Source organism: Streptomyces sp., from assembly GCF_031181705.1.
In the GTDB taxonomy this organism is placed as follows: Bacteria; Actinomycetota; Actinomycetes; order Streptomycetales; family Streptomycetaceae; genus Streptomyces.
Window position 1 is genome coordinate 40,300 of sequence record NZ_JAPSKN010000001.1, and the last position, 20,275, is coordinate 60,574.

At 73.5% G+C, this 20,275-nt stretch carries 22 protein-coding genes, 1 tRNA gene and 1 pseudogene; 15 read left to right on the top strand and 9 right to left on the bottom strand.

What is annotated here, in order from left to right; genetic code table 11:
* Positions 1-40: 40 nt before the first annotated feature.
* Together RIN80_RS00185 and RIN80_RS00190 are read left to right on the top strand one after the other, a co-directional pair.
* Positions 41-178, top strand: a pseudogene (locus RIN80_RS00185) (Tat pathway signal sequence domain protein); the annotation flags it as partial.
* 145 nt (positions 179-323) lie between these two features.
* Positions 324-1,109: an SGNH/GDSL hydrolase family protein gene (locus RIN80_RS00190; protein ID WP_309093446.1), complete on the top strand. Its 786-nt coding sequence runs from the start codon at positions 324-326 to the stop codon at positions 1,107-1,109.
* A 224-nt stretch (positions 1,110-1,333) separates the two neighbouring features.
* On the opposite strand, the gene RIN80_RS00195 is transcribed toward RIN80_RS00190, so the two are convergent.
* Complete coding sequence (locus RIN80_RS00195; protein ID WP_309093362.1) at positions 1,334-1,963, bottom strand: TetR/AcrR family transcriptional regulator; 630 nt, start codon at positions 1,961-1,963, stop codon at positions 1,334-1,336.
* A gap of 53 nt (positions 1,964-2,016) precedes the next feature.
* Entirely contained in the window at positions 2,017-3,198 is a 1,182-nt protein-coding gene (locus RIN80_RS00200) for a Glu/Leu/Phe/Val dehydrogenase dimerization domain-containing protein (RefSeq protein ID WP_309093363.1), read from the bottom strand.
* A 126-nt stretch (positions 3,199-3,324) separates the two neighbouring features.
* Here RIN80_RS00200 and RIN80_RS00205 point away from each other — a divergent pair, with 126 nt between their 5' ends.
* From RIN80_RS00205 to RIN80_RS00260, 12 genes are all read left to right on the top strand, one after another.
* Positions 3,325-4,593, top strand: coding sequence for an MBL fold metallo-hydrolase (locus tag RIN80_RS00205; protein WP_309093364.1), 1,269 nt, complete (start codon positions 3,325-3,327; stop codon positions 4,591-4,593).
* Positions 4,594-5,194: 601 nt separating this feature from the next.
* Complete coding sequence (locus RIN80_RS00210; RefSeq protein WP_309093365.1) at positions 5,195-7,468, top strand: ATP-binding protein; 2,274 nt, start codon at positions 5,195-5,197, stop codon at positions 7,466-7,468.
* Positions 7,469-7,536: 68 nt separating this feature from the next.
* On the top strand, positions 7,537-7,971 hold the full coding sequence (locus RIN80_RS00215; RefSeq protein ID WP_309093366.1) for a roadblock/LC7 domain-containing protein: 435 nt from the start codon (positions 7,537-7,539) through the stop codon (positions 7,969-7,971).
* A gap of 2 nt (positions 7,972-7,973) precedes the next feature.
* Complete coding sequence (locus tag RIN80_RS00220; RefSeq protein ID WP_309093447.1) at positions 7,974-8,345, top strand: DUF742 domain-containing protein; 372 nt, start codon at positions 7,974-7,976, stop codon at positions 8,343-8,345.
* A complete protein-coding gene (locus RIN80_RS00225) occupies positions 8,323-8,952 on the top strand; it encodes an ATP/GTP-binding protein (protein ID WP_309093367.1) in 630 nt (209 codons plus the stop codon). The genes RIN80_RS00220 and RIN80_RS00225 overlap by 23 nt, the downstream gene beginning before the upstream one ends.
* Before the next feature lie 61 nt (positions 8,953-9,013).
* Complete coding sequence (locus tag RIN80_RS00230) at positions 9,014-9,586, top strand: GAF domain-containing protein (RefSeq protein ID WP_309093368.1); 573 nt, start codon at positions 9,014-9,016, stop codon at positions 9,584-9,586.
* Between the two features lie 198 nt (positions 9,587-9,784).
* Entirely contained in the window at positions 9,785-10,813 is a 1,029-nt protein-coding gene (gene tdh, locus RIN80_RS00235; protein ID WP_309093369.1) for an L-threonine 3-dehydrogenase, read from the top strand.
* A gap of 57 nt (positions 10,814-10,870) precedes the next feature.
* Positions 10,871-12,064, top strand: a complete 1,194-nt coding sequence (locus RIN80_RS00240; protein WP_309093370.1) for a glycine C-acetyltransferase — start codon at positions 10,871-10,873, stop codon at positions 12,062-12,064.
* A 31-nt stretch (positions 12,065-12,095) separates the two neighbouring features.
* A complete protein-coding gene (locus RIN80_RS00245; protein WP_309093371.1) occupies positions 12,096-12,998 on the top strand; it encodes a LysR family transcriptional regulator in 903 nt (300 codons plus the stop codon).
* Positions 12,999-13,044: 46 nt separating this feature from the next.
* Complete coding sequence (locus RIN80_RS00250; protein WP_309093372.1) at positions 13,045-13,614, top strand: helix-turn-helix domain-containing protein; 570 nt, start codon at positions 13,045-13,047, stop codon at positions 13,612-13,614.
* Entirely contained in the window at positions 13,611-14,138 is a 528-nt protein-coding gene (locus RIN80_RS00255; protein ID WP_309093373.1) for a GNAT family N-acetyltransferase, read from the top strand. Before RIN80_RS00250 ends, RIN80_RS00255 begins: the two co-directional genes overlap by 4 nt.
* Positions 14,139-14,168: 30 nt before the next feature.
* Positions 14,169-14,525: an MmcQ/YjbR family DNA-binding protein gene (locus RIN80_RS00260; protein WP_309093374.1), complete on the top strand. Its 357-nt coding sequence runs from the start codon at positions 14,169-14,171 to the stop codon at positions 14,523-14,525.
* Positions 14,526-14,538: 13 nt separating this feature from the next.
* Here the strand turns inward: RIN80_RS00260 and RIN80_RS00265 are convergent, their stop codons facing one another.
* Positions 14,539-15,450: a transketolase C-terminal domain-containing protein gene (locus tag RIN80_RS00265; RefSeq protein WP_309093375.1), complete on the bottom strand. Its 912-nt coding sequence runs from the start codon at positions 15,448-15,450 to the stop codon at positions 14,539-14,541.
* Positions 15,451-15,482: 32 nt separating this feature from the next.
* A complete protein-coding gene (locus RIN80_RS00270; RefSeq protein ID WP_309093376.1) occupies positions 15,483-16,181 on the bottom strand; it encodes a transketolase in 699 nt (232 codons plus the stop codon).
* A gap of 135 nt (positions 16,182-16,316) precedes the next feature.
* On the opposite strand from RIN80_RS00270, the gene RIN80_RS00275 reads away from it, so the two are divergent.
* Positions 16,317-16,390, top strand: a tRNA-Pro gene (locus RIN80_RS00275).
* A 131-nt stretch (positions 16,391-16,521) separates the two neighbouring features.
* Here the strand turns inward: RIN80_RS00275 and RIN80_RS00280 are convergent.
* The 5 genes from RIN80_RS00280 to RIN80_RS00300 all read right to left on the bottom strand — a co-directional run bounded on the left by RIN80_RS00280 (position 16,522) and on the right by RIN80_RS00300 (position 20,222).
* Positions 16,522-17,049, bottom strand: coding sequence for an NUDIX hydrolase family protein (locus RIN80_RS00280; RefSeq protein WP_309093448.1), 528 nt, complete (start codon positions 17,047-17,049; stop codon positions 16,522-16,524).
* Positions 17,050-17,161: 112 nt separating this feature from the next.
* The gene (locus tag RIN80_RS00285; protein ID WP_309093377.1) at positions 17,162-17,974 is read right to left on the bottom strand and encodes an SAM-dependent methyltransferase; all 813 of its coding nucleotides are present in this window, start codon (positions 17,972-17,974) and stop codon (positions 17,162-17,164) included.
* A 135-nt stretch (positions 17,975-18,109) separates the two neighbouring features.
* Positions 18,110-18,934, bottom strand: coding sequence for a hypothetical protein (locus RIN80_RS00290; protein WP_309093378.1), 825 nt, complete (start codon positions 18,932-18,934; stop codon positions 18,110-18,112).
* A gap of 293 nt (positions 18,935-19,227) precedes the next feature.
* Positions 19,228-19,875 carry an endonuclease gene (locus RIN80_RS00295; RefSeq protein WP_309093379.1) on the bottom strand — a complete coding sequence of 216 codons (648 nt, stop codon included), beginning with the start codon at positions 19,873-19,875 and terminating at the stop codon, positions 19,228-19,230.
* Positions 19,876-19,877: 2 nt separating this feature from the next.
* Positions 19,878-20,222 (bottom strand): DUF3140 domain-containing protein, encoded by a 345-nt coding sequence (locus tag RIN80_RS00300; protein WP_309093380.1) that lies wholly within the window; start codon positions 20,220-20,222, stop codon positions 19,878-19,880.
* Positions 20,223-20,275 lie beyond the last annotated feature (53 nt).

The following is a 20,275-nucleotide window of genomic DNA, read 5'->3' on the forward strand; positions in this document are numbered from 1 at the left end:
TCCTCGAACGCCACCGACGTCCGCTCCCCGGGCGACCTCGTGGAACAACGGGCGGCTCGTCTTCCACCACGTCGGCCCGCAGCCGTGCACCGGTGGTCACTCCGCCTTCCGTACCGCCCGGAGCCACTTCCGGATCGGTGGCTTCCGGGTCTGGCGGCCCACCCTCCAACACCCCTGACGCGTCGGCTATTCCGGAATTGGTGAACACTTTGGGAGTGGCTTATCTCACCGCCCGTCAACCCTTTCCTACGGTCGCGTAGGTCACATTCGAGGGTGAATCATGAGCGGCTGTGGCAGACGATTCGAAGAGTGACAGCAGAGCAGTGATCGGGTCGTACGTGGCGGTGGGGGACAGCTTCACCGAGGGCGTCGGTGATCCCGGCCCCGACGGGGCGTTCGTCGGCTGGGCCGACCGGTTCGCCGTCCTGCTCGCCGACCTCCGGCCCGAGGGCGACTTCCAGTACACCAACCTCGCCGTGCGCGGAAAACTCCTCGACCAGATCGTGGCGGACCAGGTTCCGCGGGCCATCGAGATGGCCCCGGACCTCGTCTCGTTCTGTGCCGGCGGCAACGACATCATCCGGCCCGGCACCGACCCGGACGAGGTGGCCGAGCGCTTCGAGCGGGCGCTGGCGCGGCTCACCGCGGTGGCCGGGACGGTGATGGTGACGACCGGGTTCGACACGCGTGGCGTGCCCGTGCTCAAGCATCTGCGGGGCAAGATCGCCACGTACAACGGGCATGTCCGGGCCATCGCCGACCGGTACGGCTGCCCGGTGCTCGACCTGTGGTCCCTGCGCAGTCTGCAGGACCGCAGGGCCTGGGACGCCGACCGGCTGCACCTGTCGCCCGAGGGGCACACGCGCGTGGCGCTGCGCGCGGGGCAGGTGCTGGGGCTGGACGTGCCGGCCGATCCCGAGCAGCCGTGGCCGCCGCTGCCGCCGCGCGGGACGCTGGAGGTGCGGCGGGACGATGTGCACTGGGCGCGGGAGTTCCTGGTGCCGTGGATCGGGCGGCGGTTGCGGGGGGAGTCCTCCGGAGACCATGTGACGGCCAAGGGCGCGTTGTCGCCGGCGGACATCCGGATGCGGATCGCCGCTGTGGCGTGAGGGCGTGTGGGGGTGCGCGTCTTCGCCTGACCGTGGGTGGTGGGGCGGGGCCGCGCCGGGGGTGTCCGTCCTCGGAACGGCGCGATCGACTTGCGTGCCGACCCACTGTCCGTTGACGTGCCCACCGCTGCGGGCGGACACCCCCAGGCACGGCCCCTCGCGTCGTCCGGCGGGTGCGGGTGGTCCTTCGCGTGGCTGCGGGCTCGGGTGCCGCCTGGGCGGTCCTAGGCCGGGTTGCTCATCGGCGGGGTCAAAGGGGCCGGCTCCAGGCCCAGTTCGCGTGCCAGGGCGTCCTCCGTCCACTGCTGGGCCCAGGCTCGGGGGATCGCGCCGGGGTAGGACGTCAGCCGGACGGCCAGGCCGTCGAGGAACGCGGTGAGGCGCAGGGCCGTGGCCTGCGGGTCCGGGCAGTGGAACTCGCCCGCCGCCACGCCCTCCGCGATGACCTCCGCGAGCGCGGCCCTCCACTGGCGGTCGAGGTCCTGCGTGACCTCCCGCAGCGCCGGCTCGCGCAGGGACGCCGCCCAGCCCTCGATCCACAGGCGCCAGCCCTTGGCCTGGCCGGTCGGGGCGTACCAGCGGACGGCCGACCGCAGCCGTCGCAGCGCCGACGTGCGGCGGCCCAGCAGCTTGCGCAGGTGCGCGAGGTCGGCCTCGGCCGCGTGCCGGAACGCCGCCGCGACCAACCGCTCCTTGGACGCGAAGTGGTAGAGCACCAGCGCGTTGCTCACGCCGAGCGCCGCGGCCACGTCGGCGATCCGGACCGCGGCCACGCCCCGGGCCTCGATCTGCTCCACGGCGGCGCGCAGCAGTTCCCCGCGCCGTTCCGCCACGCTCAACCGGACTCTCGTCACGCCGTCACCCTACCCACGCGCTCGGTCTCGCCGACGTGCGGATCCGGTCTGCCTCAGCGGTAGCAGCCGTACCGCCGCGCGATCACCGGCAGCCGGTCCGCGGCGAGCGCGTGGGCCGCCGCGCGCGGTGTCGTCCCGTCGGCCCGCGCGCGGGTGAGCATCCGCTCGACCAGGGCCCGCATGGAGCGGCGCGTGTGGGCGAACGCCTCCTCGGCGTCGGCGCCGATGTCCCCGAACAGCGTCCACCACCACCAGGCGTTTGTCCCGGAGTTGACCACCACGTCCGGCAGCACGGTCACCCCGCGCCCGGCCAGCAGCAGCTCCGCCTCCGGCCGTACCGGCATGTTGGCCGCCTCGACGATCCAGCGGGCCGTGATGTGCCGCTGGTTCTCGGCGTCGACGGCGTACGACACCGCCGCCGGCACCAGCACCTCGGCGTCGGCCGACAGCCAGGCGTCACCGGGCAGCTCCAGGTCGCCTGGCCGCAGCGCGGAGCGGTCCACCGTGCCGTGGGCGTCCCGCGCGGCGAGCAGGGCCTCGACGTCGAGTCCGGCCGGGTTGGCGATCGTGCCCTTGAGATCGGCGACCGCCACGATCCCGAGCCCCGCCCGTGACAGGAAGCGTGCGGTGGCACCGCCCATGGTGCCCAGCCCCTGGAGGGCGACCCGGGTCCCCGCGTGCGGCACACCGGCCCGGTCCAGCGCCGTGAGGGCCGCCTCGGCGACGCCGCAGCCGCCCGCCAGTTCGTCGAGCCCGATGCCGTCCACCTCGACGGCGAACGCGTCCGCCAGCCGTCGGCGTGCCCCGGCCTCGTCGTCCAGCAGCGGATACACGGCCTGGACGGAGGAGACCAGCCCCGCCTCGGCCACGGCCCGGTCCACCGTGTCCTGGGAGAGCCCGAGGTCCTCGCCCGTCGTCCACACGCTCTCGACGTACGGCCGCATCGCGCGCAGGTAGCGCACCAGCAGGGGGTACGCCCCGGAGTCGCGCGGGTCGCAGTCGATGCCGCCCTTGGCACCGCCGAGCGGGACGTAGCGGCTCGCCGGGTCGTAGTGCAGGGCCTCCTTCATGGTCATGCCGCGGGCCAGACCGGTGACCTCGTCCAGCGTGCAGCCGGGGCGCATCCGCAGTCCGCCGCTGGCGACGCCGCGCACCAGCCGGTCGACGACCAGGAAGCCCTGCCGGCCGGTGACGTGGTCGGTCCAGGTGAGGGACAGCAGGGGGCCGGCCGCCATGAGGATCTCCTTCGCAGGGTAACTGAATCGCCGGTCAGTATCGCGCCGGGAGGGACCCCTGCGCCCCGCTGGTGCCGGAGGGGCCGACCATAATGGAAAGCCTGACCGACTCCACCTGGAGGTACCGTGGCCGGTTTCCGTACCCTGAGCGCCGGGCTCCGCACCCTGCGGCCCGAAGCGTTCGGCGCGGACCCGCGCGGTGAGCGCATGGCGCGCATCCGCAGATCGCCCCACTTCAAGGACGGGGTCTTCCAGAACCCCGGCGGCCCCGCGCGGACCCGGCCCTCGGGCTCGACCCTGGACTTCGCGAAGGTCTTCTTCGACAAGGACACCCGGCCCCGCCGCGTCCCGCAGGGCCCGGTGCCGGTGCACACCACCACCCTCGCCGACATCTCGCGGCCCCCTGCCACCGGCCTGCGGCTGACCTGGATGGGGCACTCCAGCGTGCTCGCGGAGATCGACGGCCGGCGCGTGCTGTTCGACCCGGTGTGGGGCGAACGCTGCTCCCCGTTCCCCTTCGCCGGCCCCAAGCGCCTGCACCCGGTGCCCCTGCCGCTGGCCGCACTCGGCCCGGTCGACGTCGTCGTCATCTCGCACGACCACTACGACCACCTGGACCTGCCCAGCATCAAGGCCCTGGCCGGCACGGACACGCTGTTCGCCGTGCCGCTCGGCGTCGGGGCGCACCTGGAGCACTGGGGCGTCCCCGCCGACCGGCTGCGCGAACTGGACTGGCACGAGACGACCAAGGTCGCCGGCCTCACCCTCACCGCCACCCCGGCCCGGCACTTCTGCGGCCGCGGCCTGCGCAACACCCAGCACACCCTGTGGGCCTCCTGGGTGGTCGCCGGCGGCGACCACCGGGTCTACCACAGCGGGGACACCGGCTACTTCGGGGGCTTCAAGGAGATCGGCGCGGAGCACGGGCCGTTCGACGCCACGATGATCCAGATCGGCGCCTACTCCGACTTCTGGCCCGACATCCACATGACCCCGGAAGAGGGCATGCGCGCCCACCTCGACCTCCAGGGCGGACCGGAAGGGGGCCCGATGCTGCCGATCCACTGGGCCACCTTCAACCTGGCCACGCACCCCTGGGCGGAACCGGGCGAGGGGACCCGCTCGGCCGCCGCCGCGGTGGGCGCCCGGATCGCCCTGCCCCGCCCGGGCGAGCCCTTCGAGCCCACGGCCGGGACCATCCCGTCCGAGCCGTGGTGGCGTGGGGTGGCGCGCACATCGGCGGGTGGCACCGCCCGGGCCGGGCAGGCCGTCACCGACGCCGCGATCAGGACCGCGTCCGACGCGGCAGCCATGGCCCAGGCCGATACGGTAAGTGACGACCGGGGGAGTGCGGACAAGGGCACCGAAGGCTCCGAAGCGCTTCCGGCGGGCTGATCCGGGACGCGCGCGAGGCGACGGCGAGGGCCGGGGAGCGAGATGCTCCCCGGCCCTCGCCGTCTGTGTGTGACCACTGCTGACCAGGTCTGATCGAACACTTACCGTTCACGGCGGGTTCAGTGGCGGGGTTATCGGTCTGTCGTACGAGACCTCATACCAGAGCGGGACGCTCACCGTATGAGTTTGTCAACTGCCCACCGCACATGATGCGCTGGCGACTACTGTCAGTGGCCGTCGGAAGCAGGGCGGATCAGGGAGCGGGGGCCGGCACGTGCAGGCGCAAGGCGGACGAGGGAGCCGACGCGAGGGCGATCCCCGCTGCCCGCGCGCCACCGACGCCGGCCCGGGCACCGCCCCGGCCCCCGGCGGTCGGAGGCCGGCCGAACCGGTCCGGGAAGCCGCCGGGAGGTCGCCGGGAGAGTCCGGGCGGACGACGCGAGCGGAATCCGGGCGGACGACGCCTAAGGAACCCGGGCGGACGGCGCGCAGGAATTCCGGGCGGACGGACCGGGGCGCGCGGAAGCGGCCGCGGGAGCCCGGGCGCGCCCCCGCGAGCTCCCCCGGCACCCAGGCCCGACGGACCAGTACGAGGACACCGATGTCTCACCTCCGCGCCCCGGCCGCACGAGCGGACCGCCGTGAGGGCGCGCGGCACGGGCGGCCCGCCGCCCGCACCGCCCCCGCGCTGCCCGAGACCCACATACGGTTCCAGCTGCTGCGTCTCGCCGTCCTGCCGCCGGTCGCCGTCGCGCTGAGCGGCTGTGCCGCCGTCCTCTTCACGGTCCGGTCCACCGGAGCGCGGCCGGGACCGACCCTGTGGGCCGTACTCGGCGGAGCCGTCTTCGTGACCCTGGTGGGCATCGCCGTCGCCGCGGTGGCCGCGGGCCGCGCCGCCCGCTCCGTGCACGACCGCATCGGCGCGCTGCGCCGCGCCACCGCACGCCGCGAGGCCGATCTGCGCACCCTGGTCGAGACGCTGCGCCGGGGCGACGGGCCCCCGCAGCACACCCCGCACAGCCGGCGCGCCGGCACCGACGAGGACGCCGACGACTTCGACCTCCTCGCGGGCGACCTGGCCCGGGCGCACGACGGTGCCGTCACCGCCGTCGTCCAGGCCTCGCAGCTCTCCAGCCAGGCGGGCAGCGAACAGAAGCTCGAGGTGTTCGTCAACCTCGCGCGGCGCCTGCAGTCGCTGGTGCACCGCGAGATCTCCATCCTCGACGAGCTGGAGAACGAGATGGAGGACCCCGATCTGCTCAAGGGGCTCTTCCACGTCGACCACCTCGCCACGCGCATCCGCCGCCACGCCGAGAACCTCGCCGTGCTGGGGGGAGCCGTCTCCCGCCGCCAGTGGAGCAACCCGGTCTCCATGACCGAGGTGCTGCGCTCGGCCATCGCCGAGGTCGAGCAGTACTCGCGGGTCAAACTCGTCCCGCCGATCGACGGAACCCTGCGCGGTCACGCCGTCGCCGACGTCATCCACCTGCTGGCCGAACTCGTCGAGAACGCCACGGTGTTCTCCGCCCCGCACACCCAGGTGCTGCTCCGCGCCAACCTCGTCACCTCCGGGCTCGCGGTCGAGGTCGAGGACCGTGGGCTCGGCATGCCACTGGAGGAGCAGACGCGGATGAACGCGCTGCTCGCCGACCCCGACCAGGTGAACGTCGCACGGCTCCTCGCGGACGGCCGCATCGGCCTGTACGTGGTCTCGCAGCTGGCCCGGCGGCACGGCATCACCGTCCGCCTGCAGAGCAACATCTACGGCGGGGTGCAGGCGGTGCTCGTGGTGCCGCAGGCGCTGCTGGGGGCGGAGGCCGGGGCGTCTCCGGCCGGGGGCACGGGGCGGGACGGGCGGGACGGGCGGGCATCGGCCGGTGCCCGTTTGGGAGGCGGAGCGGGGGAGGGCTCCCGGACCGGGGGCGCGGGCGCGTCCGGCGCGCAGGCCGCGGGCGCGGGCGTGGTGTTGCCCGGGTTGCCGTCCGCCCCCTCGTCGGCCTCCGGGTTCGCTCCGGAGAGCGGTGCCGGGTCCGGCACCGGGGCCGCGTCCGACGGGCGGCCCCCGGCCCCGAGCGGAATCCCCGCGGCACCGCGCGGCAGGCATCACGCGCCCGAACCGGGCCCGGAGGGGGGCCGGGACACCGGCCGGCCCGCGCCGCTGCCCGTGCGCGGCGCCCACCGTGAGCGGCCCACCCCGGCCGAGGCCCGGCCCGGCATCAGCGACGACGACCGGCGCGTCCTCGCGGAGAACGTGACCGCGATGCCCACCCCTCGCAACGGCGCCGTGCGCGGCACCATGGGCAAGCCCCAACTGCCCCGCCGCCGCGCGCAGGAGCACATCGCGCCCCAGTTGCGCGACGGCCCGGTGCCGCGCCAGGACTCCGAAGTCCTCGTCGGCCACGACCCCGGTCTGATGGCGGCCTTCCAGCGCGGCATCAGCCTCGCCGAGGCCCAGCAGCACATGGAGGCCGCATCCAGGGAGACGGCACCCATGGAGCGAGACCACATGGGGCCGAGCCATATGGAGCCTGGTCGTATGGAGCCGGGCCACGGGGAGCCCGGGCATCCGGAGTCGACGGGCACGGCGACCGCACCCGCGGAGCCCTCGCATACGGTGTCGTCCGCACCCATGGATTCCACGCACATGGACTCCGCGCACACGGCGCCTCCGCACACGGCGTCCCCCCACGTGCAGCCGACCCACGTGGACCCGGCGCACGCAGAGGCCGCCCCCAGGGACCCGATCCCTCTGCGGCCGTCCCCCCGGGGCTCGTACCCGACCGGGCCGACGTCCTCGACCACCCCGGCCGACCGGGACGTGTCCCGCCCCGACCACACCACCACCCGGCACGACGGGAGCGCACCCGCCGGATGACCACCCCCGTTTCCACCCCCACCCCCAGCGCTCCCGCAGACCTTCGTACCCCAAGGAGTCGATCCACCATGGCGAGCGATGCGCCGACCGCCCACGTATCCGATCTCGACTGGCTGATGAGCGGCCTCGTGCAGCGCGTACCGCACACGAGTGCCGCGGTGCTGCTGTCCTGCGACGGGCTCGTGAAATCCGTGCACGGCCTGGACCCGGACAGCGCCGACCACATGGCCGCTCTGGCCTCCGGCCTGTACTCCCTCGGCCGCAGCGCCGGAGTCCGCTTCGGCGACGGCGGCGACGTGCGGCAGGTCGTCGTCGAGCTCGCCTCGACCCTGCTGTTCGTCACGACCGCCGGTTCCGGCACCTGCCTGGCCGTGCTCGCCGGCCGCGAGGCCGACGCGGCCGTGCTCGGCTACGAGATGGCGATGCTGGTCAAGAGCGTCCGGCCGTACCTGGTGACCGCTCCCCGCCAGCAGTCCGTCGAATCATCGGCGATGAGGGCTTGAACGTGACGGCGGCCGGCGACGGGCCCTGGCTCGACGACGCGGCCGGGCGGCTGGTGCGGCCGTTCACGGTCAGCAACGGCCGCACCCGTCCCACCGTCGCGCTCGACCTCATGTCGCAGGTGATGGCCACCGGGGCGACCCCCCTCGGCTATCTCGGCCCCGAACACGCGCAGGCGCTCGAACGGTGCCGCGTGCCCGTCGCGGTCGCCGAGGTCGCCGCCCATCTCAAACTGCCGGTGGCCGTCACCAAGGTGCTGCTGGCGGACCTCGTCGACTGCGGGGCGTTGACGACCAAGCCCCCCGCGTTCCACCACAACCCGACGGACCGGGCTCTTCTGGAGGCAGTGCTCGATGGACTACGACGACAGCTCTGACCACGCCGACCGCGCCGACCGCGGCGCCGACCCCTTCCCGACCGCGCTGAAGATCCTGGTGGCGGGCGGGTTCGGGGTGGGCAAGACGACCTTCGTCGGCGCGGTCAGCGAGATCGCACCGCTCAGCACGGAGGAGCTGCTCACCACCGTCAGCGCCGCGACCGACAACCTCGACGGCATCGAGAACAAGGTCGAGACGACCGTGGCCATGGACTTCGGCCGCATCACGCTCGACGCGGAACACGTGCTGTACCTGTTCGGGACCCCCGGCCAGGAACGGTTCTGGTTCATGTGGGACGAGCTGTGCGAGGGCGCGCTCGGGGCGGTCATCCTCGCCGACACGCGCCGCCTGCAGGAGTGTTTCGCGGCCGTGGACTTCTTCGAGCAGCGCGGCCTCGAATTCATCGTCGCCGTCAACGAGTTCGACGGCGCCCATCGCTACGACCCCGAGGAGGTGCGCGGTGCCCTCGACCTGTCCGACGACGTCCCCGTGGTGTGCTGTGACGCGCGGATCTCCAGCTCCGGGGTCCAGACCCTGCTGACCCTGGTGCGCCACCTGATCGCCCACACGCCGGCCACCCCGACGGGGTACGGCGCCCACATGTGACATCCCAACACCCGTCAGGGAGAACCTGTATGACACATGCCCACACTCCGGGAGCACGCCCATGAGCTACGACCCGCCGCGCCCGGCCGGTCGTCTGCTGCTCACACCCGAGGACAAGGAGGCCCCGGCCCGCGCTCGCCGACTGCGCGGGATGGGCCTGGGGGAGCGCCCCGAACCCGCCCTGGACGCCTTCGCCCAGCGTCTCGCCCAGCTCACCGGGGCGCCGTACGCCATGGTCAACTTCCCCGGCGAGCACGGTCAGTTCTACGCCGGCCTGTGCGTGCCGGCCGTGGCGCCGGTGGTGCGCAGCGACGGCACCGGTGCGTGCCTCGGCCGTGCCCTGCCCCGCGACCACGGCTTCTGCCCCCATGTGGTGGCGCGCCGCAAGGCCCTGGTCCTGGAGGACGTCGCCGACTACCCCCGGTTCGCGGGCAACCCGGTGGTCGACGAGTTCGGCATCCGCTCCTACCTCGGGGCACCGCTCATCGACGGCACGGGCCTGGTGCTCGGCACGGTGAGCGTCGCCGACGTCGCGCCGCGGCCGTGGGGGAAGACGGGCCTGACGGTCATCAAGGAACACGCCGCCGAGCTGGTCGTGCACCTGGAGAGCGGGGGCGGCCTGCTGCCCTGGTGAGTCGCACCCGGCCCGGAACACCGCGGCTCCGGCCGCTCCCGCCGTGGGCGTGAAGGAAAGCTGAGGCGGCGCTTAAGAAAACCTCGATGGACCGGTGCGCCGTCGTACGGCAGATTGCTGTGCGATTCCACTCCTCTCCCGGCCCAGGGGCTCCTTCGGCATGCCCGGAGCCGGGACTCACCCCCAGGAGCCGTAGCGGTGAAGGCGCTGGTCAAGCAGAAGGCGGAGCCCGGCCTGTGGCTCGCGGACGTCCCCGAGCCGGTGATCGGTCCCGGTGACGTCCTGATCAAGGTGCTGCGCACCGGCATCTGCGGAACGGACCTGCACATCAGGGCCTGGGACGGCTGGGCCCGGCAGGCGATCAGCACCCCGCTCGTGGTCGGGCACGAGTTCGTCGGCGAGGTCGTCGAGACCGGGCGCGACGTCACCGACGTCTCCGTCGGCGACCGGGTCAGCGGCGAGGGACACCTGGTGTGCGGCAAGTGCCGCAACTGCCAGGCGGGCCGCCGGCACCTGTGCCGGGCCACCGTCGGGCTGGGCGTGGGCCGCGACGGCGCGTTCGCGGAGTACGTGGCGCTGCCCGCCGGCAACGTCTGGGTGCACCGGGTGCCCGTCGACCTCGACGTCGCCGCGATCTTCGACCCGTTCGGCAACGCCGTGCACACCGCGCTGTCCTTCCCGCTCGTCGGCGAGGACGTCCTGATCACCGGCGCCGGCCCCATCGGCCTGATGGCCGCGGCCGTGGCCAGGCACGCCGGTGCCCGCAATGTCGTGATCACCGACGTCAGCGAGGAGCGGCTGGAGCTGGCCCGCAAGATCGGCGTCAGCCTGGCGCTCAACGTCGCCGAGGCCGGTATCGCCGACGGGCAGCGCACGCTCGGACTGCGCGAGGGCTTCGACATCGGCCTGGAGATGTCCGGCCGCCCCGAGGCGATGCGCGACATGATCGCCAACATGACGCACGGCGGCCGCATCGCCATGCTCGGCCTGCCCGCCCAGGAGTTCCCCGTCGACTGGGCGCGGATCGTCACCTCGATGATCACCATCAAGGGCATCTACGGCCGTGAGATGTTCGAGACCTGGTACGCCATGTCGGTCCTGCTGGAGGGCGGCCTCGACCTCGCCCCGGTGATCACCGGCCGCTACGGCCACCGCGACTTCGAGGCGGCGTTCGAGGACGCGGCGAGCGGCCGCGGCGGCAAGGTCATCCTCGACTGGACCGCGTAGCACGCCACGCGAGCGCGAAACCCCCTTCCCCGCGAGCACCTTCAGGAGAGCTTCCCCATGTTCGACTCCGTGCGCGACGACCTGCGCGCCACCCTCGACGAGATCCGCGCCGCCGGACTGCACAAGCCCGAGCGCGTCATCGGCACCCCCCAGTCCGCCACCGTGAACGTCACCGCGGGCGGCCGCCCCGGCGAGGTCCTCAACTTCTGCGCCAACAACTACCTCGGCCTCGCCGACCACCCCGAGGTGATCACCGCCGCCCACCAGGCCCTGGACCGCTGGGGCTACGGCATGGCCTCCGTGCGCTTCATCTGCGGCACCCAGGAGGTGCACAAGGAACTGGAGGCACGCCTGTCGGCGTTCCTCGGCCAGGAGGACACGATCCTTTACTCCTCCTGTTTCGACGCCAACGGCGGCGTCTTCGAGACGCTGCTCGGCCCCGAGGACGCGGTGATCTCGGACGCCCTGAACCACGCCTCCATCATCGACGGCATCCGCCTCAGCAAGGCGCAGCGCTTCCGCTACGCCAACCGCGACATGGCCGACCTGGAGGCCCGGCTCAAGGCCGCCGGAGACGCCCGGCGCAAGCTGATCGTCACCGACGGCGTCTTCTCCATGGACGGCTATGTGGCCCCGCTGCGCGAGATCTGCGACCTCGCCGACCGCCACGACGCGATGGTCATGGTCGACGACTCGCACGCCGTCGGCTTCGTGGGCCCCGGCGGCCGCGGCACACCCGAGCTGCACGGCGTCATGGACCGCGTCGACATCGTCACCGGCACCCTCGGCAAGGCCCTCGGCGGCGCCTCCGGCGGCTACGTCGCCGCCCGCGCCGAGATCGTCGCCCTGCTGCGCCAGCGCTCCCGGCCGTACCTGTTCTCGAACACGCTGGCCCCGGTGATCGCGGCGGCCTCCCTGAAGGTCCTCGACCTGCTGGAGTCGGCGGACGACCTGCGCGTCCGGCTCGCCGAGAACACGGCCCTGTTCCGCGGCCGGATGACCGAGGAGGGCTTCGACGTCCTCCCCGGCGACCACGCCATCGCCCCGGTCATGATCGGCGACGCGGCGAAGGCCGGCCGCATGGCCGAACTGCTGCTGGAGCGCGGTGTGTACGTGATCGGGTTCTCCTACCCGGTCGTGCCGCAGGGCCAGGCCCGCATCCGCGTCCAGCTGTCCGCCGCGCACTCCACGGACGACGTGCACCGCGCCGTGGACGCCTTCGTGGCGGCCCGGGCGGAGCTGGACGGCTGAAAACCGCCGGTGACCTGAGAGAATCGGTCGCATGATCGAGGCGCGGCGGCTCCACATCCTCCGTGCGGTGGCCGACCACCGCACGGTGACGGCGGCTGCCGCCGCGCTGTACCTCACCCCGTCGGCCGTCTCCCAGCAACTCGCCGCGCTGGAGCAGGAGACCGGTCACCGGCTCGTCGAGCGCGGCGCCAAGGGCGTACGCCTGACCCCGGCCGGGGAGATCCTGCTCAATCACACCAACGCGGTCCTCGCCCAGCTGGAGCGGGCCGAGGCGGAGCTCGCCGCGTACAGCTCGGGCGCCGCCGGCACGGTCACGGTGGCCTCCTTCGCCACCGGCATCGCCCTGGTCGTGGCGCCCGCGGTGGCCCGGCTCGCCGAGTCGGCACCCGGCATCCGCATCCGCGTCCAGGACGCCGAGGGCGACGCCAGCCTGCCGATGGTCCTGGACCGGCAGGTCGACGTCGCCGTCGCCGTCGAGTACCGGGGCGCCCCGCCCGCCGACGACCCGCGGCTGACCCACGTACCGCTGTACGCCGAGCCCTTCGACGCGGTCGTGCCCGTCACCCACCGGCTGGCCGACGCGGCCGAGGTGCCCCTCGCCGAACTGGCCAAGGACCCCTGGATCGGCCCGTACCCCGGCAACCCCTGCCATGACGTGGTGGTCCTGGCCTGCGAGAGCGCCGGATTCCAGCCGCGCATGGAGCACTCCTCGGACGACTTCCGCGCGGTCGTGGCGCTGGCCTCGGCCGACGCCGGCGTGGCGCTGGTGCCGCGCTCGGCGCTGCGCGGCATGGATCTCGCCGGTGTGGTCGTCCGCCCGGTCGACGGGACGGCGCCCACCCGCCGGGTCTTCGCCGCCGTGCGCCGGGGAGCCGAGGAGCATCCTCTGATCCGCCCGGTGCTGGACGCGCTCGACGCCGCGGCCCGGGTGTGAGGACTCCGTAACCGGGCCGTCTCGCATTCGGGATAGTTTCCCGGATATGAGAAGCGATGCGGACGCCGTCGATGCCCGGCTGGGTACCCGACTGGCCGAGCTGCGGGCCGAACACGGCTGGTCCCTGGGCGAGTTGGCCGAGCGCAGCGGCGTGAGCAGATCCACCCTGTCCCGGGCCGAACGCGCGGAGACCAGTCCCACGGCCTCCGTGCTGAACCGCCTGTGCGCGGTCTACGGCCGCACCATGTCCCAGCTGCTCAGCGAGGTCGAGGCCGCGCCGGCTCCCGTCGTGCGCGCCGACGCCCAGCACGTGTGGCAGGACCGGTCCTCCGGCTTCGTCCGCCGGTCGGTCTCCCCGCCGCACCCCGCCCTGCGCGGCGAACTCGTCGAGGGACGCCTGGACGCCGGCGCCGACATCGCCTACGACCGCCCGCCCGTGGCCGGCCTGGAGCAGCACATCTGGGTGCTGGAGGGGGCCCTGGAGGTGACCGCGCAGGACGCCGGGCACCACCTCGGCAGCGGCGACTGCCTGCGCATGCGGGTGTGGGGGCCGACGCGCTTCCGGTGCGCCGGTCCCGGGGGTGTCCGGTACCTGCTGGCGGTGGTGCGGCCGTGATCCGCCTGGACGCGACGCGACTGCGCGGCCACGCCGGGGCGTTGGCCGACCTGCTGACCGGCACCGTGCACGCGGGAGCCTCGGTCGGCTTCCTCGCCCCGCTCGGCCGTGCCGAGGCCCTCGCCTGGTGGGAGGAGCGGGCCGCCGACGTGGCCGCCGGCCGGCTCGCCGTGTGGGCCGTGCCCGACGGCGACCGGGTGCTGGGCACCGTGAGCCTCGCGTTCCCGGCCAAGGCCAACAGCCGTCACCGCGCCGAGCTCGTCAAGCTCATGGTGCACCCGGACGCCCGCGGGCGCGGTCTCGGCCGCCGGCTCCTGGCCACCGCGGAGGACGCCGCCGCGGCGGCCGGCATCACCCTGCTGCACCTCGACACCGAGACGGACAGCCCCGCCGAGCGGCTGTACCGGTCAGCCGGCTGGACACCCGTCGGCGCGATCCCCGACTACGCGGCGCGCCCCGACGGGGTGCTGCGCCCGACGACCCTCTACTACAAGCGCCTGCCGGCGACCGCTCCCACCAGGTGAATGTCAGTGCCGGGCGCTACGGTTCCTGCCATGCCGGACGCCGAAGACGTACGCCGTATCGCCCTGTCCCTGCCGGACACGACGGAGAAGATCGCCTGGAGCATGCCCACGTTCCGGGTCGCGGGGAAGATGTTCGCCACGCTGCCGGAGGACGAGACCTCCCTGGCCGTGCGCTGCCCCAAGGAGGAGCGGGACGAGCTGGTGCTCGCCGAGCCGGGCAAGTTCTGGATCGCCGACCACGAGGCGCAGTTCGCCTGGGTCCGCGCCCGGCTCGACGCGCTGGAGGACGAGGCCGAGCTGCGGGACATCCTGGCCGACTCCTGGCGCCAGGCGGCCCCGGTCCGGCTGCTGGAGGCCCATCCCCGGCTCGGACTCCCGGCACACTGACGCCCCCGGGGTCTCACGCGGGCGTCGCCGCCCCGAGGAAGCCCCCGATCCGCTTCCGCAGCGAGCGGGCGTCGAGACCGTGCGCGGCGACGTGCTCCTCCACCTGCCCGTAGCGGCGCAGTTCCCGACGGCCCACGCCCAGTCCCAGGATCCGGTGCCCCACCTCCGCCAGGGCGTCGTTCGCCGCGGCCGTCGACGTGCCCGCCAGATAGGGCTCGACCAGGACGACGTCCGTCCCGGCCGCCTCGGTGGCCCGGCGCAGGGCGGCCCCGTCGAAGGGACGGACGGTGGTCGCGTAGAGGACGGTGACGTCCAGGCCCTCGGTGGCGGCGAGCGTGGCGTCGAGCATCGGCCCGACGGCGACGACGACGCCGGAGCGCCCCTCGCGGACGGTCCTGAACCGCTGCCCGTCGACGGACAGCCCCTGCCGGTTGGACTGCACGGAGAGCCGGACGTACACCTTGTCGTCGCCCGCGGCGACCGCGTGCCGCAGCAGTGTCTCGGCCTCGTCCGGGTGGCCCGGGACGTGGACGGTCCAGCCGTCCAGGGTGTCGAGCAGTGCCACGTCGCCGGGCGCCATGTGGGTGTAGCCGCCCGCCGGCCAGTCGAAGGAGGCGGCCGCGCTCACCAGCACCGCGCCCGCGTCCTGGTGCCCGAGGTCCAGCTTGACCTGCTCGAAGGGCCGCTCGACCAGGAAGCTGGCGAAGGTGTGCACGACGGGCCGCAGCCCGGTCAGCGCCAGTCCCGCCGCCGCCCCGACCAGGAGCTGCTCGCGGATGCCGACGTTGACGACCCGGTCGGGGTGCCGGCGGGCCGCCTCGGCGAAGCCGTCCGCGCCGATCTCGGCGAGGACCACCGCGACCCGGGGATCCTCGTCGAGCAGCCGGGAGACGACGGGGGCGAAACGGTCACGCATGGTGTCCATGGGGTAAGGGTTCCTTTCCGGTCGGTCGCAGATCAGGCGTGCTTCGGCTCGACCCGGGCCACCACCACGTGCGGGCGGCCCGGGTGCGGCGCGGTGAAGGCGGCGTACAGCGCCTCGTGGTCACGGCCGTCGACGGTCAGCGCGGACCAGCCGGCCGCCTCGAAACGGGCGGCGATCCCGCCCGGCCGCGCGTGGCTCGCGGAGGAGTTGTCGACGACGACGGTGTGCAGCCGCTCCAGTCCGACGGGTCCCGCGAAGGCGATCGCCTCGTGGTTGCTGCCCTCGTCCAGCTCGGCGTCCCCGATCAGCGTCCACACCCGCGGCTCGTGCAGCCCCTGGGCGCGCAACCCCAGCGCCGTGCCGACGGCGAGGGGCAGCCCGTGCCCGAGCGAACCGCTGCCGATCTCGGCCCCGGGGACGAGCGTGCGGTCGGGGTGGTGGCCGAGCGGGGAGTCGTAGGAGCCGAAGCCGGGCAGCCACTCCACCGGCACGAAGCCCTTGGCGGCCAGGACGGCGTAGTACGCCATCGGCCCGTGCCCCTTCGACAGCAGGAACCGGTCCCGCTCCGGGTCGCTCATCCGCTCCGGGCCGACCCGGAGCACACGGTCGTAGAGCACCCAGAGCACGTCCAGCGTGGACGTCGCGGCCGGGCCGTGTTTCTCGTCGCCGGTCATCAGGCCCATGAGTTCCGGCAGGTCGGCGTAGGTGTACGTGCGTGTCGTGGTGGTCATGGACACGAGCGTGCAACCTCAACCATTCTTGAGGTCAAGCGGTGGGCCCGGGAAACCGATGCGCGATCACCGGTACGAGTGCGGTATTGTTTCCCTGCGCGTTCGGCCGGGGGAAACCCCAGGTCAGGCGGGCAACGGGACGTGGCGCAGCTTGGTAGCGCACTTGACTGGGGGTCAAGGGGTCGCAGGTTCAAATCCTGTCGTCCCGACAGTACGGATACGACCAGCGGGTCTGCCGATATCGGCAGACCCGCTGGTCTGTCTCCCGGATGGCCGCGCGCCGGCCGGGGTCGGGAGCCCGCGCGCCGGCCGACGCCCGGGCCCTCCCGTCCGGCGCCCGTCAGATCACACAGCCCGCGTGCGCCAGCGCCTGCTTCAGCAGCACCCCGTGCCCGCCCGGCATCTCACTCTGCACCGCGGCCGAGACGGCCTCCTGCGGGCTGAACCACACCAGGTCGAGCGCGTCCTGGCGGGGCCGGCAGTCGCCCGTCACCGGCACGATGTAGGCGAGGGACACCGCGTGCTGGCGGGGGTCGTGGTACGGCGTGACGCCCTGCGTCGGGAAGTACTCCGCGACCGTGAACGGCTGGAGCGAGGCCGGGACCCGGGGCAGCGCGACCGGGCCGAGGTCCTTCTCCAGGTGGCGCAGCAGGGCGTCCCGGACGCGCTCGTGGTGCAGTACGCGGCCGGATACCAGCGTCCGGCTGACCGTGCCGTCGGGCCCGATGCGCAGCAGCAGGCCGACACTGGTGACTTCGCCGCTGTCGTCGACGCGGACCGGGACGGCCTCGACGTACAGGATCGGCATGCGGGCGCGCGTCGACTCCAGTTCGTCGGAGGACAGCCAGCCGGGCGTGGTTTCGGTCATGTCAGACATCGCTTGATCATACTTTCAGCCGTTCGGACTTCCTGGGCAGCCGTTCCAGAAGAACTGTGACCGGCCACACGCCCGTTCAACCGTCCCCGCGCGAGCGGACCCGTCAGGGCTTCACGGCCACCGCTCCGTACTGGGGCACCAGGACCGCCGCGCCGGGCGCGGCGCGCCACTGGCCGCACGACACCATGCCGGGTTCGAGCAGTTCGAGACCGTCGAAGAACTCCGCGATGTCCGCGCCGCTGCGGGCGGTGATCGGGGGAGTGGCGTTCTCGTTCCAGAACTTCATCGCGGGGATCTGGCCCGCGCCGCCCAGCGCGTCGTCGAAGGTCGGGTGGGTGAGGACCAGGTAGCTGCCGGAGGGGACCGCGGCCATCACGCGGTGCGCGATGTCCCGGGCCTTGGCGGTGTCCAGGACGAAGTTGAGGATGCCCAGCATCATCACGGCGACCGGCTCGGTGAAGTCCAGGGTGCCCGCGGCCCGTTCCAGGATGGCGTCCGGGTCGTGCACGTCGGCGTCGATGTAGGCGGTGACGCCGTCCTGGGTGCCGGTCAGCAGCGTGCGGGCGTGCACCAGGACGATCGGGTCGTTGTCGACGTAGACGATGCGCGAGTCGGGCGCGATCCGCTGGGCGATCTCATGGGTGTTGTCCGCCGTCGGCAGACCCGTGCCGATGTCGAGGAACTGCCGCACTCCGCGCTCGCCGGCCAGGAACGACACGGCACGGCCCAGGAAGTCCCGGTCCGCCCGGGCGATGTCCCGGATGATCGGGAACATACCGGCGACGTGCTCGCCGACCTGCTGGTCGACCTCGTAGTTGTCCTTGCCGCCGATCCAGTAGTTCCACACGCGCGCGTTGTGCGCCACACCGGTGTTCAGCCTCGCCGAGCCGCTCGGCGGGGTGTGGCTCTCACTCACGTCTCTTCCTCTCCTCGCCCGTACGGCCGCGACCGGCCGCCGCCGCCATTGTGCCGCTCCGTTGATCACGTTGTCCCGGGAATCGGCGGGCCGGGGCAACCGTGGAGCGGCCGGGGGGAGGAGGAGCCGGCCGCCCTACTCGACCTCGCTGGGGTCCGGCGCGGGCGTCCTGCCGGCCAGCACGTCCTTCAGACGCTGGGTGCCGAGCTTCGCCGCCTGCTCGACGGAGTCGTTCTCGCCGCCGTCGATGCCGCCCGCCGTGACGGTGATCGCGTCGTCGCCGACGCGTACGGCGGCGACGTCCAGGGTGAGCGTGGCGTCCGTGCCGCCCGCCGAGCCCTTCACGGACACGCGCACGCCCTCGCGGGCGTCGCCCATGGCGGGCAGCGAGGTGTCGACCACCTGGACCGTGCGCCGCTCGCCCCCGTCGGTCACGGTGAACTGGTCGCACTTCTGCGGCAGGGTCGCCATCCACCTCAGGGAGTCCTGCGGGTCGGTCCGGTCGTAGGAGGCCACCTGGTACAGCAGGCGCGAGTCGCCCTCTGCGAAGCCGCGCAGGACGGACGCGCCCGAGGGCCTGCCCAGCAGGTCGTCGTCGAAGAGGGAGTCGAGCAGCCGCTGACAGTCGGCGGCCTGGGCCTTGGCGGAGAGGAAGTCGGAGACGTCGACCCTGCCGATGAGCAGGCTGTCGTGCCAGTTCTGGGCCTCGGTGTCCTTGACCTGGGTCCAGGCGTCCTCGATGTCCGCCTCGGTGATCAGCGCGGCCCGCGCGGCGTCGGTGGAGAGGGTCGCGCCGGGTGAGGGGGTCTGCTTCTTCCCGGCGGCCTGCGAGGCCGTGACACCCGAGACGCGCGCGCCGTCCGTGCCGCCGTCGTCCGAACAGGCGGTGGTGGCCAGCAGTGTGCCCGCCGCGAGGGCACAGGGGAGGACGCGGACGAGGCGGGACGGACGACGGGTCATCGGGGGTGCCTCCTGGGAGCGGGACGCGTGCCCCCAGCGCATCACCCGCGCCGGGGCCCCACCACCGGCACCGGACCGTTCGGGTGAGCCGCCTCCGGTCCCCGACCGGTCCGGCGCGGCACACCGCACGGGCTTGACAGCGACGGCGCACCCGGGCGCGGCCGGCTCGCCACCGTGGCGGACGTGGTGGACGCGGTCGGCTTCCTGCTGTGCGTCGGGTCGGTCGACGCCGTCGAACCGACCGTGGGCGGCCGGTGGTTGCCGGGTGCCGGGGCCGGCACGGCGTGGGCCGGTCAGCCGGTGCGGCGCAGGGTGTCCTCGGCCACCTTCCTGTCCACCGCCGCGCGCACCAGCGCGGCGGCTAGCACGGCCGTGCCGGTGTTCCCGGCCAGCGCCGCGAGCCGCTCCGGTTCCACCGGCAGGTTCAGCCGCTCGGCGCCCTGCAGGGCCTTGGCGTCCAGGTAGGGGACCAGCTCCGGCCAGACCTCCTGCGCCTCGCGCAGGAAGATGTCGGCACCGGCGGGCCCGATGCCGGGGAACTGCCGCAGCAGACGCCTCAGTTCGGGCGGGTCGCCGTCCGCCTCCCGGCGCAGGCGCCGCAGATCGCCGCCCCACCGCTCGTTCAGCAGTGCGGCGGCGTCGCCGAGTTGGGTGGCGGTGCGTTCGTCGTAGCGCCGGTAGCCGCCGCGGCCGAGTGCTTCCACCCGGTCCCGCCGGGGTGACCGGGCCATGCGGCGCGGATCGCGCAGCCCCGCCTCGTGCAGGGCACGGGCGGTGGCCAGCGCGAGGGAACCGCGAATGCGGGCACTGAGCAGGTGGGACAGCACCAGCAGCCGGTACAGGGGCTGCGGCGTGTCCTTCAGCCGGATGCCCGCCTCGTCCGCGAAGGTCCTGCCGTGCGCCTCGAGGAGCGCGTGCGCGACGCGCTCCCGGCGGTCCACGCCTAGCCCTTCAGCGGATCGTGGCCGAGCGTCATCAGCCGGTGCCGGCGGCGGGTGTCGCCGGCCGTCGTCTCGGGCTCCGGCTCGTTCTCCAGGTCGGCCCGCTCCGTGACGGTGTCCACGACCTCGCGCATCACGCGCAGGTCGTCCCCGGTCAGGTCCGTGCGCCGCTTGCGCAGGATCGCCAGGACGTGCTGCCCGGTGGGCGTCCCCGCCCGCTTTGGAAGCGGTTCCGTCGCCTCGTCGGCGTCCCGCACCCGCAGCCAGGCCGCGAGTTCCTGGGAGGTCATGTTCACCACGCGGCGGAAGTCCTCCCACAGCGCGTCGCGTTCGAGGGCGTCGGTCATCGCCTGCCCCTTTCCGTACGTACCTCGGGTGCTCTGCGCCAGATCCGCGGAGG

Bases quoted from the DNA above. Each gene is read 5' to 3' on its own strand.
- RIN80_RS00200 (WP_309093363.1), bottom strand. From the start codon at position 3,198: ATGGCGGCCGGCCCCCTGCTGTCCCTCACCTGGACCGACCACGTCACC.
- RIN80_RS00225 (WP_309093367.1), top strand. From the start codon at position 8,323: ATGGACTACGACGACAGCTCTGACCACGCCGACCGCGCCGACCGCGGC.
- RIN80_RS00270 (WP_309093376.1), bottom strand. From the start codon at position 16,181: ATGACCACCACGACACGCACGTACACCTACGCCGACCTGCCGGAACTC.
- RIN80_RS00230 (WP_309093368.1), top strand. From the start codon at position 9,014: ATGAGCTACGACCCGCCGCGCCCGGCCGGTCGTCTGCTGCTCACACCC.
- RIN80_RS00210 (WP_309093365.1), top strand. From the start codon at position 5,195: ATGTCTCACCTCCGCGCCCCGGCCGCACGAGCGGACCGCCGTGAGGGC.
- RIN80_RS00245 (WP_309093371.1), top strand. From the start codon at position 12,096: ATGATCGAGGCGCGGCGGCTCCACATCCTCCGTGCGGTGGCCGACCAC.
- RIN80_RS00280 (WP_309093448.1), bottom strand. From the start codon at position 17,049: ATGACCGAAACCACGCCCGGCTGGCTGTCCTCCGACGAACTGGAGTCG.
- RIN80_RS00290 (WP_309093378.1), bottom strand. From the start codon at position 18,934: ATGACCCGTCGTCCGTCCCGCCTCGTCCGCGTCCTCCCCTGTGCCCTC.
- RIN80_RS00300 (WP_309093380.1), bottom strand. From the start codon at position 20,222: ATGACCGACGCCCTCGAACGCGACGCGCTGTGGGAGGACTTCCGCCGC.
- RIN80_RS00250 (WP_309093372.1), top strand. From the start codon at position 13,045: ATGAGAAGCGATGCGGACGCCGTCGATGCCCGGCTGGGTACCCGACTG.
- RIN80_RS00240 (WP_309093370.1), top strand. From the start codon at position 10,871: ATGTTCGACTCCGTGCGCGACGACCTGCGCGCCACCCTCGACGAGATC.
- RIN80_RS00265 (WP_309093375.1), bottom strand. From the start codon at position 15,450: ATGGACACCATGCGTGACCGTTTCGCCCCCGTCGTCTCCCGGCTGCTC.
- RIN80_RS00260 (WP_309093374.1), top strand. From the start codon at position 14,169: ATGCCGGACGCCGAAGACGTACGCCGTATCGCCCTGTCCCTGCCGGAC.
- RIN80_RS00215 (WP_309093366.1), top strand. From the start codon at position 7,537: ATGGCGAGCGATGCGCCGACCGCCCACGTATCCGATCTCGACTGGCTG.